This is a genomic window from Nocardia sp. NPDC052112 (assembly GCF_040680135.1).
In the GTDB taxonomy this organism is placed as follows: domain Bacteria; phylum Actinomycetota; class Actinomycetes; order Mycobacteriales; family Mycobacteriaceae; genus Nocardia.
In genome coordinates, this window is sequence record NZ_JBFAWD010000024.1 from 93139 (window position 1) to 109108 (window position 15970).

Below are 15970 nucleotides of genomic sequence, written 5' to 3' on the forward strand. Positions count from 1 at the left end.
CTACCGCGGATCGACGTATCTTGTGCGGGAGAACGCTATCCCGCGCCTATTGAATCGTCAGTAATTTCGCGTCACAGTGTTGTTGCGGGTAACAACAACAGGCGCTCACCACATGGTTATTCACTCGCAATGGGCCTTTACCCGCAGGCGTTGACCCATTCCGACAACCCGTCGGCGAAGAGCTGGCGCTTCCAGATCGGCACTTCGTGTTTGATGCGATCCACCAATTCCGCACAGGTGGTGAAGGCTTCGGCGCGGTGCGGGGCGGCGACCGCGACGACGATCGCGAGATCGCCGACGCTCAGCTGCCCGATCCGGTGCACGGCCGCGACCGGGAGTCCGGAGCGCTCGGCGAGGTCGGCACAGCAATTTCGCAGGAACCGCTCAGCTTCCGGATGCGCCGAATATTCCAGAGCGGAAACCGCCTGTCCGCCATCGTGATTGCGCACCTTGCCGGTGAAGACCACGACGGCGCCGTGCTCCGGTCCGGTCACCGCCGCCTCGACCACCGCCGGATCGAGGGGTGCTGCGCTGATCCCGGCCAGGCGTACGCCCGCGAATTCACTTGTTGTCATGGTTGCCGCCTCCGGCTACTTGCGCGAGCAGATGATCCAGCAGCGGCTCGAGTACCGCCATACCGTCTTTGACACCGCCGGGGGAGCCGGGCAGATTCACCACCACCGATCGGCCCGCGAGTCCGGCCACCCCGCGACTGAGCGCGGCCAGTGGGAATTTCGCGGTGCCGCGTTGCCGAATCGCCTCGGCGACACCGGGCAATTCACGATCCAGTACGGCCAGCGTCGCCTCGGGTGTCGCATCGGTGGGCGAGGCGCCGGTGCCGCCGGTGCTGATCACCAGCGACGGTTCGAACCGCAGGGCATCAGCCAAGCCGATATCGATCTCGGCGTCGGCGTAGACCAGCGGGCCGCGCACCGAGAAGCCCAGTCCGCCAAGCCAGTCCGCGAGTACCGGACCGGTCGTATCCACGCGGGTACCGACCGCGGCTCCGGTGGAAGCGACCAAGACTACGGCGCTGCGCCGGTCGGCATCCGAGATCTGTTCCGGCGCATTATCTTCCGTGGTGGCCTCGGGTTCCTCGGCGAACGTTGGAGTTTCCACGGGTATCTGCTCCGCGGGGCGCTCCCAGTGTCCGTGCTTACCACCCTCTTTGGTGAGCAGCCGCACTCCGTTCAGTGTCGCCGCCGGGTCGACCGCCTTGACCATGTCGTGCAGCGTGAGTCCGGCCACCGCGACCGCGGTCAGCGCCTCCATCTCGACGCCGGTGGGCCCCTTGGTTTTCGCGCTCGCCTCGATCGTGATGGTGTCCTCGGTGAAGCCGAATTCGACCCTTACCGAGGACAATGCCAGCTGATGGCACAGCGGAATGAGTTCCGAGGTTTTCTTCGCGCCCGCGATACCGGCGATCCGCGCGGTGGCGAGCACATCGGCTTTCGGCATATCGTCGGCTCGGACCAGCGCGACGACCTCGGCGGTGGTGCGCAGCTCACCGGCCGCGACCGCGATCCGGGTGGTGTCGGACTTCGCGCTCACATCGACCATGCGGGCGCGACCTTCCCGATCGACATGGGACAACTCACTCATAGCGACCACACTCGCACAGGTGCGCCGACTGGGAGCGAGGTGACTTCGGCGGGCACATCGATCAATGCATCCGCCCAGGCCATACCCGCGATGAGATGCGAACCGGGTCCCGATACGACCTCGACGGCCGTTGGGCTGCGATGCAATCCGGGTGCGGCGCCGTCGTCGCGCACCAGCTGCCCGCGCAGGAATTGGCGTCGTCCCTCGGGGGAGCGCACCGCATTGCGCAGCGGCACCTCGTAGATCTCAATCTCGGGCAGGCCCGCGATATGGCGCAGTATGGGCCGCGCGAATACCTCGAACGACACCATGGTGCTCACCGGATTTCCGGGAAAACTCAGCACCGGCACACCATTGACGACGGTAAGTCCTTGCGGCCCACCGGGTTGCACCGCGACCGAACCGAATTCGCCGCCCAGCGGCTGCAATACCTCCTTGACGACCTCGAAATCACCCTTCGACACCCCGCCGGAGGTGAAGACGATATCGGCGGATTTCGTTGCGGTGGAAAGCAATACGCGGAATTTCGCCGGATCGTCGGTGCTGTGCTCCACCGACACCACGTTGACGCCGTTGGCGCCGAGCGCGGCGGCGAGAGCGATACCGTTGGAGTTGTAGATCTGACCGGGGCGCAATGGTGTTCCGGCGGCGACCAATTCGTCACCGGTGGTGATGACCGCCGCCCGAATCGGCTGGAATACCGGCACATTCGGCAGTCCGACCGCGGCAAGCGCGGCAATGTGGCGGGGTGCCAGTGTGGTGCCCACACGGGCCAGCAGATCGCCGGTGCGCACATCGGTGCCCGGTTCGCGCACGAACTCACCCGCGGTGCGACCCCGCTCGACGGTCACCGTCGTGTCATCGCTGTGCACATCCTCCACCGGCACCACACAATCGGCACCGGGCGGAATCGGCGCACCGGTCATCACCTTCATCGCGGCGCCGTGCGGCAATGGCGTCTGTCCGGCCGCACCCGCCGCGACCACCCCGACCAGTGGCAGCGTCACCGGAGTGACCACCACCGATTCGGCGCGCACCGCATATCCGTCCATTGCGGAGTTGCGGAATACCGGCAGGTCGACCGGCGCGTGGATATCGTCGGCCAGCTGTCTGCCCAGCGCCGCGGGCACCGCGACGGATTCGACCGCACGGGCGGCCAGCGGGCGCAGCAGCGCCTCGATGGTGTCCCGGTAGGCGTCGACGGACCGGGCGGTGGCGGGCGGGCTCGGCCGGTGGCCACCGGAGGTGTCGGCACGCGAGGTCATACGGTCAGCCTAATCGCCGAGCGGTAGCGAGTTCGCTTGTCGTATCGCACGAACGCTCACCCGGTGAACTCGGCGTTTGTGAGCCCAGGATGGTGCGGTCCGCCCATGGGCACAGCGCGCGGACCGGTCATAATGGACTTGTGACGTTGGTCGAGATGGGGATTCCCGCCGTGCGGTCCAGGCTGCCCTCGCTCGATGGACGGCCCGACACGCCGTTCCTGGTTGATCGATTCGGTCGCACCGCACGTGATCTGCGCGTATCGATCACCGAGAAGTGTTCGCTGCGATGTATCTATTGCATGCCCGAGGAGGGCCTGCCCGCGATCCCGCAGGACGAACTGCTGACGGTCGAGGAGATTGTGCGGCTCGTCGCACTCGCGGTGCGGGAGTTGGGGGTGCGCGAGGTCAGGTTCACCGGCGGTGAGCCGCTGCTGCGCCGCGATCTGGAGCGGATCATCGCGGGCTGCCACGAGCGGGTGCCCGATGTTCCGCTGTCGATGACCACCAATGGTGTCGGACTCGCCCATCGGGCCCGCGGTCTCGCGGCCGCCGGGCTGAGCCGGGTGAATGTCTCGCTGGATACCGTGGATCGGCTCGGCTTCGCGCGCCTGACCCGCCGCGATCGGCTCGAATCGGTCTTCGCGGGCATCCGCGCGGCCAGGGATGCCGGACTGGCGCCGATGAAGGTGAATGCCGTGCTGATGCGCGACACTCTCGCCGGTGCGCCGGATCTGTTGCGCTGGTGTCTGGACGAGGGCTGTGAACTGCGGTTCATCGAGGAGATGCCGCTGGACGCCGACCACGAATGGGCCCGTACCAACATGGTGACCGCGGCCGAATTGCTCACCGTGCTCGGCACCCGATTCACGCTGACCGAGGCCGGCCGGTCCGATCCCGCGGCTCCCGCGGAGAAATGGCTCGTCGACGGCGGCCCGGCGGCGGTCGGCATCATCGCGACGGTGACCCGCAAATTCTGCGATAGCTGCGACCGGACCCGGCTCACCGCTGACGGCATGCTGCGGTCGTGCCTGTTCAGCGATCAGGAATTCGATGTGCGTCAGGCACTGCGCGCGGGTGCCGACGACGATGAGATCGCCACCATCTGGCGCGGCGCCATGTGGAACAAATGGGCAGGACACGGTATCGATGCCGAAGACTTCGTCCCCCCGGAACGCACGATGGGAGCCATTGGTGGTTGAGATCCGCTATTTCGCCGCGATTGCCGACGCGGTCGGCAAGGATCGGGAAACGCTGGACTTGCCGGCCCACGCCACCGTCGCCGACCTACGCACCACCCTCGCCGAGTCCTACGGGCCCGACCTCGACAAGATGCTCGCCGTCTGCGCCTACCTCGTCGGCGACGAACTCACCCGCGACCCGTCGGTCGCGCTGACTCCGCGTGTCGATGTCCTCCCTCCCTTTGCGGGCGGCTGACCCGCATCGGCGGTGTGCGGACACTGAAGATTCCGGTCGGCCGGGCTAGCATCGGCGCCAATGCCGTGCGCCGGACCGGATGAGGAGTCGCATCGATATGTCCCAGCCGTCGAATCAGGTATCGGTGCAGCACCCGTCGGTGGTGCGACTACGCGAGATGCGGGGCGAGAGTCTGCAACTGCGGGTAGCGGACTGGATCACGAAATTCGCCGGGTCGATGCGGTTCGTCTACCTCCACGCCATCGGTTTCGCGGTCTGGATGATCTGGGCCGAACAGAGTCCATGGCCGACATTGACCCTGGTCGTCTCCCTGGAGGCGATATTCCTGTCCACCTTCGTGATGATCGGCCAGAATCGGCAGGCCCAATTCCAGCAGCTGAAGGCCGATCACGACTTCAACGAGCAGGAGTTGGAGCTCAAGACCAATACCGAGCTGACCAGGGCCATCCACGAGATGACCAAGGAACTGCACCGCAGGCTGGTCGAGACCCCGGATTCGAAGTAGTCAGCGCCACCAGGTATCGAGCGGGGTGACCGGGACGGTGCGCTTGTGGCGGGTGTTCAGGAAGATCGTCTCGAGTTTCCGGGCGACTTCCGGGGTGACGTCGTTGCCCTCCAGATAGTCATCGATCTCGCTGTAGCGCAGGCCGAGTGCCTCCTCGTCGGGCAGGGCCGGGCGGTCGTCCTCGAGATCGGCGGTGGGAACCTTGGACCAGATGCTCGACGGTGCACCGAGTTCCTGCAGCAGCGCCGCGCCCTGGCGCTTGGTGAGACCGGTCAACGGGGTGATGTCGACGCCGCCGTCCCCGAATTTCGTGAAGAAGCCGGTCACCGCCTCGGCCGCGTGATCGGTGCCGACGACGAGCATATTTTCCTGACCGGCGATGGCGTACTGGGTCACCATACGTTCGCGGGCCTTGATATTGCCACGCACGAAATCGCGCAGTTTGTCCACGCTCAACGCCGAGGCGACCTCGGCGGCAACGGCATTGGCGCTCGGGCGGATATTCACCACCACCGACCGGTCGGGCTGGATGAACCGCAGCGCGATCCTGGCATCGGCCGCATCGGCCTGCACACCGTAGGGCAGTCGCACCGCGATGAAGGCGGCCTCCGCGCCGTCGGCGCGCAGCTCCTCGACGGCGAGCTGGCACAGTCGTCCGGTCAACGCGCTGTCCTGACCACCGCTGATGCCGAGTACGAAACCGCGTGCGGGGCTTGCGCTCAGATAGTCCTTGAGGAAATCGACCCGGCGCCGGACTTCGAGCTTCGGTTCGATATTCGATTGGACGCCCAACTCGGCGATGATCTGTGCACGCAGGTTCCCCATGACGCATCACTCTACTGGCCGCGCCTGGATGACAACCCGGCGAACGAACGCCTCCCAGTTATCGCCGATCCGACAGCGGTCATAGCCGAGGACATGCATCTGATGCATGACCAAAGCGGCGCCGAGCAGGCCGAGCAGACCGTCGGCGACCAGCACGACATCGCCGTCGACCCGCGCCTGCCGCAGCAGCATCGTCACGTGCGCGCGGAGCAGGCCGTAGGGCGGGCCGGTAAAGCGGTCGCTCGCCTCGCCGATTTCCGCGGCGCGATGCAGTTCGCCCGCGACCTCGATATCCAGTAGCCGGGCCCGGCCGAAGGCGACCAGTCGCTCCACCGCGGGCGCGCCCGGCCCCAGCGGAGGTGGCCCGAACATGAATTCTTCCTGGAACTTTCGCTCGGCGTGGTCCAAGAGCGCGCGCAATAGCCCGGACCTGCTGCCGAACCGTCGGAAGACGGTGCCCTTGCCGACGCCGGCCCGCTTGGCGAGCGCGTCCATCGTCAGGCTGTCCACACCTTGTTCGCGCACGATCTCCTGCGCCGCGTCCAGGAGTAGCTGGCGGTTGCGCGCGGCATCGGCGCGTTCGTGATTTCCGGGCAGGGGCGCGCCGACGCCGAGCAGCGGTCGCTCGGGCATTACTCCGTCCGGCATGGATGTGCTGTAGCTCACAGGCCTCTCGCGGTTCTCCCGGGAATGGAATCGGACCGTAGTCCGGTTAGTGTAGGCGGAAGTTCGGACACCACACCCCAGTACACCAGGAGCCATCATGAGCCAGACCCGGATTCTTACTCTTGTGGGCAGCCTTCGTGCCGCATCGATCAACCGCAGGCTTGCCGAGGCGGCAGTGCAGACCGCGCCGGAGGGCGTCGAGATCACCATCTACGAGGGCCTCGCCGATATCCCGTTCTATAACGAGGATCTCGACGTGCCCGGCTCCGTACCCGCCGCGGCGCAGGCGCTGCGTGACGCGGTTGCCGTATCCGACGGCCTGCTCGTGGTGACGCCCGAGTACAACGGCAGCATCCCCGCCGTATTGAAGAACGCCATCGACTGGGCTTCGCGCCCATACGGTGTCGGTGCGCTGAAGGATCGGCCGGTCGCGGTGGTCAGCGGTTCGATCAGCCACAATGCGGCCAAATGGGCGCACGGCGATGTGGTCAAGGCGCTCGGCGTCGCGGGTGCCCGGGTTGTCGAGAACGCCCACCTGCACTTCGCCGGATTCGGCGAGCGGTTCACCGACTCGCATCCGCGCGAGGATGCCGAGGCGCTGACGCAACTCGGCGCGACTGTGCACGAACTTGTCCAGGCGACCGGCGAGCTGGTGTCCGCCTGAGCGTCGAGTCCCGCCAGCAGGGCCGCCCCCGGGCTCCATCCACGGAGTTGCGGGGGCGGCCCTTTTTCGTTCGCCGAAAGAAGTTTGCTGAAAGGGAGCTACGGTACGAAATTGTGATCTGCGCCACTGTTGTGTCAGGTTGCGAATCGAGCGTCCAGGTACTTACCGCTTGGGAATTTCATCTTTGTGACTCGCAACATGTCGTGTTTTGTGACTCTGTCGGCCACTAGGTGTAGTGTCTTCGGTACTGGAAGACGGGATGAGATCAGCGTCGGCCGCGAGCGGCTGAGCAGGGGTTTCAGGTACGGATCCAGGAGTTTGCGCAGCGTAGTCGGATCAAAGCACTGCATACGGATCACAGGCTATGGATCAGGCATAGGAGAGAGGGACATCAATGACCATCACCGTGTACACCAAGCCCGCTTGCGTCCAGTGCAATGCCACCTACAAGGCGCTCGACAAGGCCGGGGTGGACTACGACGTCATCGATATCTCCGAGAACGACGAGGCGCGTGATTACGTCATGGCGCTGGGCTACCTGCAGGCGCCGGTCGTCGTCGCCGGTGCGGACCACTGGTCCGGCTTCCGGCCCGACCGCATCAAGTCGCTCGCGACCGTGGCGGCCTGATCGCAGCCAGCTTTCCGGTGTATCCGATGGAAAGGGGAGGAGGTAGCCATGTCGACAGGGACAGCGCTGGTCTACTTCTCCAGCGCCTCGGAGAATACGCACCGTTTCGTCGAGAAGCTGGGACTCCCGGCGACTCGCATACCACTGCACACCGCTGACTCGCTGCGCGTAGACGAACCATACGTGCTGATCGTCCCCACCTACGGGGGCGGTCGGCACGTGCTGGGGGGAAACAGATCCGATAGGGATTTCGTACCGCGGCAGGTCGCCAAGTTCCTCAACGATCCGCACAATCGCGCGCTGCTGCGCGGTGTCGTGGCGGCGGGAAACACGAACTTCGGCGATACGTATTGCTATGCGGGCGAGGTGATCTCGCGAAAGTGCGGGGTGCCCTACCTGTATCGCTTCGAACTCATGGGAACCGCTGAGGACGTCGAGCGCGTCCGCGAGGGATTGGGATTGTTTTGGCAACAGCAACGACAGCACCGACCGGAAAAACGGCTCGCTTAGAGCAGGCCCCGGTCCGTACCGCCGAGACAGGCGAGGTCATGGACTACCACGCCCTCAACGCGATGCTGAATCTGTACGGCGCTGACGGCAAGATCCAGTTCGACAAGGACCGCGAGGCTGCGCACCAGTACTTCCTGCAGCACGTCAACCAGAACACTGTCTTCTTCCACAATCTCGACGAGAAGCTGGACTACCTGGTCGAGGAGAACTATTACGAGGCAGAGGTGCTCGAGCAGTACAGCCGCCCGTTCATCAAGACGCTGTTCCAACAGGCCTACGCCAAGAAGTTCCGGTTCCCGACCTTCCTCGGCGCGTTCAAGTACTACACCTCCTACACGCTCAAGACCTTCGACGGTAAGCGCTATCTGGAGCGGTTCGAGGACCGCGTGGTCATGGTCGCGCTGACGCTGGCCGCGGGTGACGAGGTGCTCGCGAGCCGATTGGTCGACGAAATCATCGACGGCCGTTTCCAACCCGCCACCCCGACCTTCCTCAACTCGGGTAAGAAGCAGCGCGGCGAACCGGTGTCCTGCTTCCTGCTGCGCATCGAGGACAATATGGAGTCCATCGGGCGCTCCATCAATTCTGCGCTGCAGCTGTCGAAGCGGGGTGGCGGAGTTGCCCTGTTGCTCAGCAATATTCGTGAGCACGGCGCGCCGATCAAGAAGATCGAGAACCAGAGCTCGGGTGTCATCCCGATCATGAAGCTGCTTGAGGATTCGTTCTCCTACGCCAACCAACTCGGTGCGCGGCAGGGTGCGGGCGCGGTGTATCTGCATGCGCACCACCCGGACATCTACCGGTTCCTGGATACCAAGCGGGAGAACGCGGACGAGAAGATCCGCATCAAGACCCTGTCTCTGGGCGTGGTGATCCCGGACATCACCTTCGAACTGGCGAAGAAGAACGAGGATATGTACCTCTTCTCGCCGTACGACGTGGAGCGCATCTACGGCGTGCCGTTCGCCGATATCGATGTCACCGAGAAGTACTACGAGATGGTCGACGATAAGCGCATCCGCAAGTCGAAGATCAAGGCGCGTGAGTTCTTCCAGACCATCGCCGAGCTGCAGTTCGAATCCGGGTACCCGTACATCATGTTCGAGGACACGGTGAACCGGGCCAATCCGATCGCGGGCAAGATCACCCATTCGAATCTGTGCTCGGAGATCCTGCAGGTGTCGACGCCGTCGCTGTTCAACGACGATCTGACCTATGCCAAGGTGGGCAAGGACATTTCGTGCAACCTCGGCTCGTTGAATATCGCCAAGACGATGGATTCACCCGACTTCGCGCGGACCATCGAGGTGGCGATCCGGGCGCTGACCGCGGTATCGGATCAAACACATATCTACTCGGTGCCCTCGATCGAACAGGGCAACAACGAATCCCACGCGATCGGCCTCGGACAGATGAATCTGCACGGGTACCTGGCTCGGGAGCGGGTGCACTACGGATCCGAAGAGGGGATCGACTTCACCAATATCTATTTCTATACCGTGGTGTACCACGCGATTCGGGCCTCGAACCTGATCGCGAAGGAGCGTGGCACCTACTTCGGTGGCTTCCCCGAATCCAAGTACGCCTCCGGTGAGTACTTCGACAAGTACACCGATCAGGCCTGGGAGCCGAAGACCGAAAGGGTCGCGCAACTGTTCGCCGATGCGGGCGTGCACGTTCCGAACCAGGACGATTGGCGTGAGCTGAAGGCCTCGGTCATGGAGCACGGCATCTACAACCAGAACTTGCAGGCCGTCCCGCCGACCGGCTCGATCTCCTACATCAACCACTCCACCAGCTCGATCCACCCGGTGGCGTCGAAGATCGAGATTCGCAAGGAAGGCAAGATCGGCCGTGTCTACTACCCGGCTCCCTACCTCACCAACGACAACCTCGAGTTCTACGAGGACGCCTACGAAATCGGCTACGAGAAGATCATCGACACCTACGCCGCCGCCACCCAACACGTGGACCAGGGCCTGTCGCTGACCCTCTTCTTCAAGGACACCGCCACCACCCGCGACCTCAATCGCGCCCAGATCTACGCTTGGCGCAAGGGCATCAAAACCCTCTACTACATCCGCCTGCGCCAAATGGCTTTGGAGGGAACCGAAGTCGAGGGCTGCGTCTCCTGCATGCTGTAGTTCCTGTCCGAAAAAGGGGCGGTCTCGATTGCGAGACCGCCCCTTCGGCTTTCCGGTCACATCTCTGGCTAGAGTTATCGGACCACCGTGCGTGTGAGTCGACAGGAGGGGCGACGGGCCATGGCCGATGTTGTGCTGGTGATCGATTCGGGTCGTCGACGAGATGTCGAGTGGCTCGACGAACTGGCCGATGAGCTACAGGCCGATCTGCGCGAGATCAAGGGTCTCGTCGTACGACGTGCGACGGCGGCCGCGGGCGATGGTGTGAAATCCGGGGCGCTCGAGCAGGTCGGCCAGCTGGTGGCCTCCGGCGGTGCGATCGGTACCGCGGCATGGGCGATACGGGACATCGTGATCAGATTTCTCGACCGCACCAGGGCCGGTTCGGTCACGGTGAGGAATGGCGATCGGGAGGTCACCATCGCCCGTGCGAGCGACGGGCAGGTCGACAAGATCGTCGATCAGCTGCGCGAGCTGCTCGACGATGACTAGTCCGACCGGCCGCCGATTAGCGTTATTCGTCGCCAACGACACCTACCACTTCGCGGGCCTGCCTCGGCTCTACGCGCCGGTCACCGACGCCGATCAGTTGCGAGAGTTGCTGCGCGACCCGGAGATCGGTGGTTTCCGGCCGACCGAGCTATTGATCAACGAGTCCAAGGCCGAGATCGAACGTAGCATCGAGCGGTTGTTCCGCGGGGCCGAGCCGGAGGATGTCATCCTCTTCTACTTCTCCGGTCACGGCCTGCGAACCCGGCAGAACCTATATCTGGCGACCAGCAATACCGACCCGCAGTTGATCAGCAGTACGGCAGTGTCTTCGACCTTCATCCGGGAATTGATCAGGGAATCGGCCGCGGCGGCGAAGATCATTCTGCTGGACTGCTGCTACAGTGGCGCGTTCCTCGGCCCGGATGTGGTCAAGTCCGCGCCGAATATCGACGATATCGGCCGCGAACTCTCTGCGGGAGACGGTATTTGCGTGCTGACCGCGTCCAGTGCGATCGAGACCGCCGAGGACGGACGGGCGAGCGCGGATCAGTCCGCGCCACTGTCGGTCTTCACCTCGGCGCTGGTGAAGGGCATCGGCACCGGACTGGCGGATAACGGCAGCGGACTCATCGGAGTGCACGATCTGTGGACCTATGTCAGCGCCGATGTGCGCGCCCGCACGAGCAGGCAGACTCCGAATCATTACGGGGTGTTCAAGGACGAGGTGTACATCGCACGGGTCCGGCGGAAGTATTCCAGCATCCTCGAGGCGGGCGACCGAGTTCAACTCGGGGATCTGCTCGGTCGGCTCGAACGCGATCCGGTGGCGGGGCTGCGTGCCGAGAACTGGTGGGGGACAGGCCGACTGAAGGTGCCGGTCGGCCAGGAGCGGCGCGCGGACGGCGCGGAGGGGGAGACGGTCTGGCTCGATCTGGCGGGGGCCGATGGGAACCTGCTGGTCATCGGCCGCGCTGGGGCCGGGAAGAGCACATTGCTGCGCACGCTCGCCGGATCGCTCGCGCTCACACATACCCCGGACGAAGTGCAGATCTATGTGCTGGAGTCCAGTAATCGTTTGGGCTCGATGAGCGCGCTACCGCATTTCGCCGACGTGGCAAGCGATGATGAACCCGAGCAGGTGCTCATGCTGCTGGAGAAGATCACCGCCGAGATCCGCACTCGCAAGAAGCTCTACCGCGACAACAATATCGACTCACCTGCCAGCTTGCGTGCGGCCCGGCCCCTGCTGACCAACGGACCCGTCGCCGACGTATTCCTGCTGATCGATCGGTGGGGTGACTTTCGTGAGCACATTGCCGAACTCGACGCCAGGATCAAACAGGTGGCCAGTGCCGGCCCGGAGTACGGCGTGCATGTGGTCGCGACGGCTCGCGACTGGACCGAAATCCCGGACTGGTTGGCCGATCTGCTGCCCGCGCATATCGAACTCCGGCTGCACCGTCCGGTGGAATCGCGGCTCAATCCCGAGCGCGCCGCGCGTCTGCCCGAGGGGCCGGGCTGGGCGCTGTACGGGCAGCGGCCATTTCGCACAGCCATGCCGGATCTGCGTGAGCTGCAACCGGATTCGGTAGGCATGGTGGAAATGACCGATGGCGCGGGCGAACTGGTGAGCCGGGTTGTCGGAGCTCGGCCCGCAGCCGGCGGTCCGGAGGCGCGGCGTTCGCCGTTCGAGGGTGAGGTCGACTTCGCCGACTTGTTCGGGCTGGATGCGAACGACCGGGTCGATCTCGATGTGGCATGGCGGCCGAGAGTGGGGCGGGAGCGGCTGCGCGTCGCGATCGGTGTGACACCGATAGGCGAAACCGTCGAGCTGGATCTGAAGCAGTCCGCAGAGGGAGGTATGGGGCCACACGGCCTGGTGGTCGGTGCCACGGGATCGGGCAAGTCGACGTTGCTGAAGAACATTGTCGCTGGTCTGGCGCTCAACCACCCGCCGGACGCGCTCAACTTCCTATTGGTCTCCGCCAAGGGCGGCGATGCGTTCGACGGATTCGCCGGGCTGCCACATGTTTCGGCGATTGTCCCGAATCTGGAGGCCGATCTTCCGCTGATCGATCGCCTCGGCGAGACGATCGCGGGTGAGATCGCGCGACGGCAGGAGTTGCTGCGGTCGACGGGGAACTTCGCGAACACCGCCGAATACGAGGCGGCGCGCGCGGTGGGCGTTGAGCTCGATCCCCTGCCGCCGTTGCTCGTCATGGTGGATGAGTTCACCGAACTCATTGCACAGCGACCAGGATTCACGGACGCGTTGGTCATGATCGGACGACTCGGGCGTTCGGTGGGGCTGCATATGATGCTGGCAACGCAGCGACTCGACGGACAGAAGATTGGTGCGCTGGAGGGTCACCTGTCCTATCGGATCGGGTTGCGGACCTTCTCGGCCAATGAATCGCGCGCGGTATTGGGTGTACCGGATGCGTATCACCTGCCCAACACGCCGGGGCACGCGTATCTGAAGTATGACCACTCCGAGCTGGTTCGCATCCGAGCCGCGTACGTATCGCGACCAGAGCGTGCCGAACCAGGAAAAGACACCGGCGCAACGGTCCAGCGGACGCTGCTCGAGGCACTGGTTGCGCAACTCCACGGTGCTGCGCCGCCCGCGCATGCGGTGTGGCTGCCGCCATTGACCTCGCCGACAACCATCGAGAGGCTGTTGCCGCCCCCGGGGCACCAGCGGATGGCGTTCGCGCCGATCGGCGTCATTGATGACCCTTACTTTCAGGGGCAACATGTGCTCACCATGCCCGCGGTTGGCGATCAGGGAAACGTAATGGTGGTCGGCGGCCGCAAGTCCGGGAAGTCCAGGGCATTGGCGACCATGGTGCTGTCGATCGCCGCGACACATACTCCCGAGCAGGTGCAGTTCTACATTCTCGATTTCGGCGGCGGATTGCTCGGGGAACTCGCGGACGTCCCGCATGTCGGTTCGGTCGCGGATAGGTCAGATCCCGATCGGGTGCGCCGCACCATCACCGAATTGACGACGCGGATGCGTGAGCGCGCGGATATGTTCAACTCCGAACACGCCGACCGGACGGATGAACGCCGTAGTGGCAGGGAGTTCGGTGGGATATATCTTGTCATCGACGGTTGGCGGGACCTGACGGGGCAGTTCGAATCGCTGGAGGAGGAGCTGAATACTCTTGCCGTGCAAGGGTTTCGGTTCGGCATCCAGGTGATTATGGCCACCGCCGCCTGGCGTGACATTCGGCCTTCGGTACGCGAGCGGGTCGATATGAAAATCGAGCTGCGGCTCGACGACCCGAATGAGTCCGAACTCGGCAGGAAGGCGGCGGCCCTCGTACCCGTCCTGTCTGGGCGTGGGCTGATCCGCGGGCTACCGGGGCGCGTGACGCGGGCGCCCGCGGCCGTCCTGCACGTCATGATGGCGCTGCCGCGACTGGACTCGAACAACGACCTCGACACCGTGCCTGCCGGAATCCGCGCGGCCGCGCGCCGGATCGCCACGGAATATCCCGGCCGGCGTGCTCCCGAGATCCGGCTGCTGCCCGCGCACATCACCCGCGCCGAGGTACTCGCGACCTCCGAAGCGCGGGCGATCGCGCAGAGTTGGGATCGCGTGATCATCGGCGTACGTGAGTCCGATCTGCGACCGGTGGTTTTGGATTTCCGAAGTCAGCCGCACTTTCTGGTGTTCGCCGACGGCGAATCGGGTAAGACGACGCTACTGCGGAATATTGTCGCCGGGCTGACCGGGCATGCCACGCCGGAGCAAGCGAGAATTGCGCTGCTCGACTTTCGCCGGTCGATGCTCGGAATAGTCGACGACGCCCATCTCGCGGGATACTCGACCAGCCAGCAGACGGCGTCCGCCATGGTCACCCAACTTGCCGAGATCCTTTCTCGCCGCGTCCCGGGGCCGGATGTCACACCGCAGCAATTGCGCGAGCGCAGTTGGTGGAGTGGGCCGGAGGTGTTCATCGTCGTCGATGATTACGACCTGGTTGCCACCAGTTCGGGCAATCCATTGGCGCCGCTGGTCGACTACCTCGCGCAGGCAAAGGATCTCGGATTCCATCTGATCATCGCCCGGCGCACCGGCGGTGCCGGACGCGCCCTCTACGATCCGGTGCTCAGCAGGTTGCGTGATCTCGGGACCGAAGGGTTGGTAATGAGCGGGTCACGGGAGGAAGGCGCGCTGATCGCCGGTGTGCGACCGTCGCCATTGCCGCCGGGCCGAGGTGTGTTTGTGACCCGCGCCCGCGATCCGGAACTGGTGCAGATCTGTGACATTCCGCACGAAGACTGAGTAAAGGCACGCCACATCGTCCAGCGGGTATCACCCCGTCCAAGCCGTACCAGCTCCTCCGGCTGGTAGGTGTTGGATCGACTCATCGAGGGGTGTTATGGGAAGAGGTTCAGCGCACAGGCGATGGTGCCGAGCGTCGCCGTGAGCGAGGTCACCCCGACGTGCATCCCGATCGAAAGCCGGATGTCCTTGTGCTTCCAGGCGAGCCAGGGCCCTGGGCAGAAGAAGATCACTCTGGACACGAACACCCAGGGCGACCAGAAGTGATACAGCGAGAACAGTGCCGTGTCGACCAGTGGTGCCCACCGGCCCAGCTGGGGGAGGCGGGGCAGCAGGAAACCGCGGAAGTAGAGTTCCTCGATGAACGGGAGGGAAATTCCGGTCAGCGGCAGACATATCACCATCGTGGTGAGCACGACCGAGTGCGAGTATCCATCGAAGGGGGCGGTGAAGGTGCCCCCTTTGTCCGTGAACGGGACCCAGGTGAAGAAGTTCTGGAAGAAGAATTTGTTCACCGGCACGGTTGCGAATGACAGCACCCCCATCCACACGATGAGCGGGATGACCATCGCGACAAGCTTTCCGCGCGGGACCGGTTTGTCGGTGTAGTGCAGCACGCCGCGCAGCGAGAACCGGCCGTTGCAGTTGCGGCCCAGCCACAGCAGAGCCAACAGGACCGGTATCAAAATCAGGCACAGGGCGATCGCCCAACCCATGAGCGGCGGATAACCGATGGCCTTGACGAGTGGTTCGGCGATGAGCAGGTAGACGGCGACGATCAGGGCGCCGGGGACGAGGTGTAGCGCGATGGACAGTGGCAGGGAGTGTCGGTCGGCGAGCAGCCGTCCGGCGACTCCGGTCGGTCGAGGATTTTCCGTGGTGGCAGTAGGAGTCTGTGCTTTGTCCATGCCGTAGACCATCACAGGTTCCGCGAATAC

14 protein-coding genes and 1 pseudogene are annotated in these 15970 nt (G+C 64.3%); 9 read left to right on the top strand and 6 right to left on the bottom strand.

From position 1 onward, the window contains the following. Positions 1 to 137: 137 nt before the first annotated feature. From AB0L58_RS34540 to glp, 3 genes are read right to left on the bottom strand one after another with little or no spacing between them, the layout of a single operon-like run. A complete protein-coding gene (locus AB0L58_RS34540; protein ID WP_364393703.1) occupies positions 138 to 575 on the bottom strand; it encodes a molybdenum cofactor biosynthesis protein MoaE in 438 nt (145 codons plus the stop codon). Further along, positions 562 to 1602 (bottom strand): bifunctional molybdenum cofactor biosynthesis protein MoaC/MoaB, encoded by a 1041-nt coding sequence (gene moaCB, locus AB0L58_RS34545; protein ID WP_364393705.1) that lies wholly within the window; start codon positions 1600 to 1602, stop codon positions 562 to 564. Before moaCB ends, AB0L58_RS34540 begins: the two co-directional genes overlap by 14 nt. Then, positions 1599 to 2867, bottom strand: a complete 1269-nt coding sequence (gene glp, locus AB0L58_RS34550; protein WP_364393707.1) for a gephyrin-like molybdotransferase Glp — start codon at positions 2865 to 2867, stop codon at positions 1599 to 1601. Before glp ends, moaCB begins: the two co-directional genes overlap by 4 nt. Positions 2868 to 3007: 140 nt before the next feature. On the opposite strand from glp, the gene moaA reads away from it, so the two are divergent. The 3 genes from moaA (at position 3008) to AB0L58_RS34565 (ending at position 4806) form a co-directional block, all read left to right on the top strand. After that, on the top strand, positions 3008 to 4066 hold the full coding sequence (gene moaA, locus AB0L58_RS34555) for a GTP 3',8-cyclase MoaA (protein WP_364393709.1): 1059 nt from the start codon (positions 3008 to 3010) through the stop codon (positions 4064 to 4066). Next, positions 4059 to 4301 carry a MoaD/ThiS family protein gene (locus AB0L58_RS34560; RefSeq protein ID WP_364393711.1) on the top strand — a complete coding sequence of 81 codons (243 nt, stop codon included), beginning with the start codon at positions 4059 to 4061 and terminating at the stop codon, positions 4299 to 4301. The genes moaA and AB0L58_RS34560 overlap by 8 nt, the downstream gene beginning before the upstream one ends. Positions 4302 to 4398: 97 nt before the next feature. Further along, complete coding sequence (locus AB0L58_RS34565) at positions 4399 to 4806, top strand: DUF1003 domain-containing protein (protein ID WP_364393713.1); 408 nt, start codon at positions 4399 to 4401, stop codon at positions 4804 to 4806. Here AB0L58_RS34565 and nadE read toward each other — a convergent pair whose 3' ends face one another. Together nadE and AB0L58_RS34575 are read right to left on the bottom strand one after the other, a co-directional pair. Then, positions 4807 to 5631, bottom strand: coding sequence for an ammonia-dependent NAD(+) synthetase (gene nadE, locus AB0L58_RS34570; protein WP_364393715.1), 825 nt, complete (start codon positions 5629 to 5631; stop codon positions 4807 to 4809). 6 nt (positions 5632 to 5637) lie between these two features. Then, on the bottom strand, positions 5638 to 6264 hold the full coding sequence (locus AB0L58_RS34575; RefSeq protein ID WP_364393765.1) for a helix-turn-helix domain-containing protein: 627 nt from the start codon (positions 6262 to 6264) through the stop codon (positions 5638 to 5640). A gap of 130 nt (positions 6265 to 6394) precedes the next feature. Between AB0L58_RS34575 and AB0L58_RS34580 the strand changes: the two genes are divergently transcribed. From AB0L58_RS34580 to eccCb, 6 genes and pseudogenes are all read left to right on the top strand, one after another. Then, positions 6395 to 6961 carry an NAD(P)H-dependent oxidoreductase gene (locus AB0L58_RS34580; RefSeq protein ID WP_364393718.1) on the top strand — a complete coding sequence of 189 codons (567 nt, stop codon included), beginning with the start codon at positions 6395 to 6397 and terminating at the stop codon, positions 6959 to 6961. A 394-nt stretch (positions 6962 to 7355) separates the two neighbouring features. Beyond that, on the top strand, positions 7356 to 7589 hold the full coding sequence (gene nrdH, locus AB0L58_RS34585; RefSeq protein WP_364393720.1) for a glutaredoxin-like protein NrdH: 234 nt from the start codon (positions 7356 to 7358) through the stop codon (positions 7587 to 7589). Positions 7590 to 7637: 48 nt separating this feature from the next. After that, a complete protein-coding gene (gene nrdI, locus AB0L58_RS34590; RefSeq protein ID WP_364393722.1) occupies positions 7638 to 8099 on the top strand; it encodes a class Ib ribonucleoside-diphosphate reductase assembly flavoprotein NrdI in 462 nt (153 codons plus the stop codon). A gap of 38 nt (positions 8100 to 8137) precedes the next feature. Further along, a pseudogene (nrdE, locus tag AB0L58_RS34595) lies at positions 8138 to 10243 on the top strand (class 1b ribonucleoside-diphosphate reductase subunit alpha); the annotation flags it as partial. A gap of 120 nt (positions 10244 to 10363) precedes the next feature. Next, positions 10364 to 10735, top strand: coding sequence for a hypothetical protein (locus AB0L58_RS34600; protein WP_364393724.1), 372 nt, complete (start codon positions 10364 to 10366; stop codon positions 10733 to 10735). Then, complete coding sequence (gene eccCb, locus AB0L58_RS34605) at positions 10728 to 15032, top strand: type VII secretion protein EccCb (RefSeq protein ID WP_364393727.1); 4305 nt, start codon at positions 10728 to 10730, stop codon at positions 15030 to 15032. Before AB0L58_RS34600 ends, eccCb begins: the two co-directional genes overlap by 8 nt. Positions 15033 to 15127: 95 nt before the next feature. On the opposite strand, the gene AB0L58_RS34610 is transcribed toward eccCb, so the two are convergent. Then, positions 15128 to 15940 (bottom strand): CPBP family intramembrane glutamic endopeptidase, encoded by an 813-nt coding sequence (locus tag AB0L58_RS34610; protein WP_364393728.1) that lies wholly within the window; start codon positions 15938 to 15940, stop codon positions 15128 to 15130. Positions 15941 to 15970: the final 30 nt, after the last annotated feature.

Bases quoted from the DNA above. Each gene is read 5' to 3' on its own strand.
- AB0L58_RS34540 (WP_364393703.1), bottom strand. From the start codon at position 575: ATGACAACAAGTGAATTCGCGGGCGTACGCCTGGCCGGGATCAGCGCA.
- AB0L58_RS34575 (WP_364393765.1), bottom strand. From the start codon at position 6,264: ATGCCCGAGCGACCGCTGCTCGGCGTCGGCGCGCCCCTGCCCGGAAAT.
- AB0L58_RS34610 (WP_364393728.1), bottom strand. From the start codon at position 15,940: ATGGACAAAGCACAGACTCCTACTGCCACCACGGAAAATCCTCGACCG.
- AB0L58_RS34565 (WP_364393713.1), top strand. From the start codon at position 4,399: ATGTCCCAGCCGTCGAATCAGGTATCGGTGCAGCACCCGTCGGTGGTG.
- eccCb (WP_364393727.1), top strand. From the start codon at position 10,728: ATGACTAGTCCGACCGGCCGCCGATTAGCGTTATTCGTCGCCAACGAC.
- nadE (WP_364393715.1), bottom strand. From the start codon at position 5,631: ATGGGGAACCTGCGTGCACAGATCATCGCCGAGTTGGGCGTCCAATCG.
- nrdH (WP_364393720.1), top strand. From the start codon at position 7,356: ATGACCATCACCGTGTACACCAAGCCCGCTTGCGTCCAGTGCAATGCC.
- AB0L58_RS34600 (WP_364393724.1), top strand. From the start codon at position 10,364: ATGGCCGATGTTGTGCTGGTGATCGATTCGGGTCGTCGACGAGATGTC.
- moaCB (WP_364393705.1), bottom strand. From the start codon at position 1,602: ATGAGTGAGTTGTCCCATGTCGATCGGGAAGGTCGCGCCCGCATGGTC.
- nrdI (WP_364393722.1), top strand. From the start codon at position 7,638: ATGTCGACAGGGACAGCGCTGGTCTACTTCTCCAGCGCCTCGGAGAAT.
- AB0L58_RS34580 (WP_364393718.1), top strand. From the start codon at position 6,395: ATGAGCCAGACCCGGATTCTTACTCTTGTGGGCAGCCTTCGTGCCGCA.
- glp (WP_364393707.1), bottom strand. From the start codon at position 2,867: ATGACCTCGCGTGCCGACACCTCCGGTGGCCACCGGCCGAGCCCGCCC.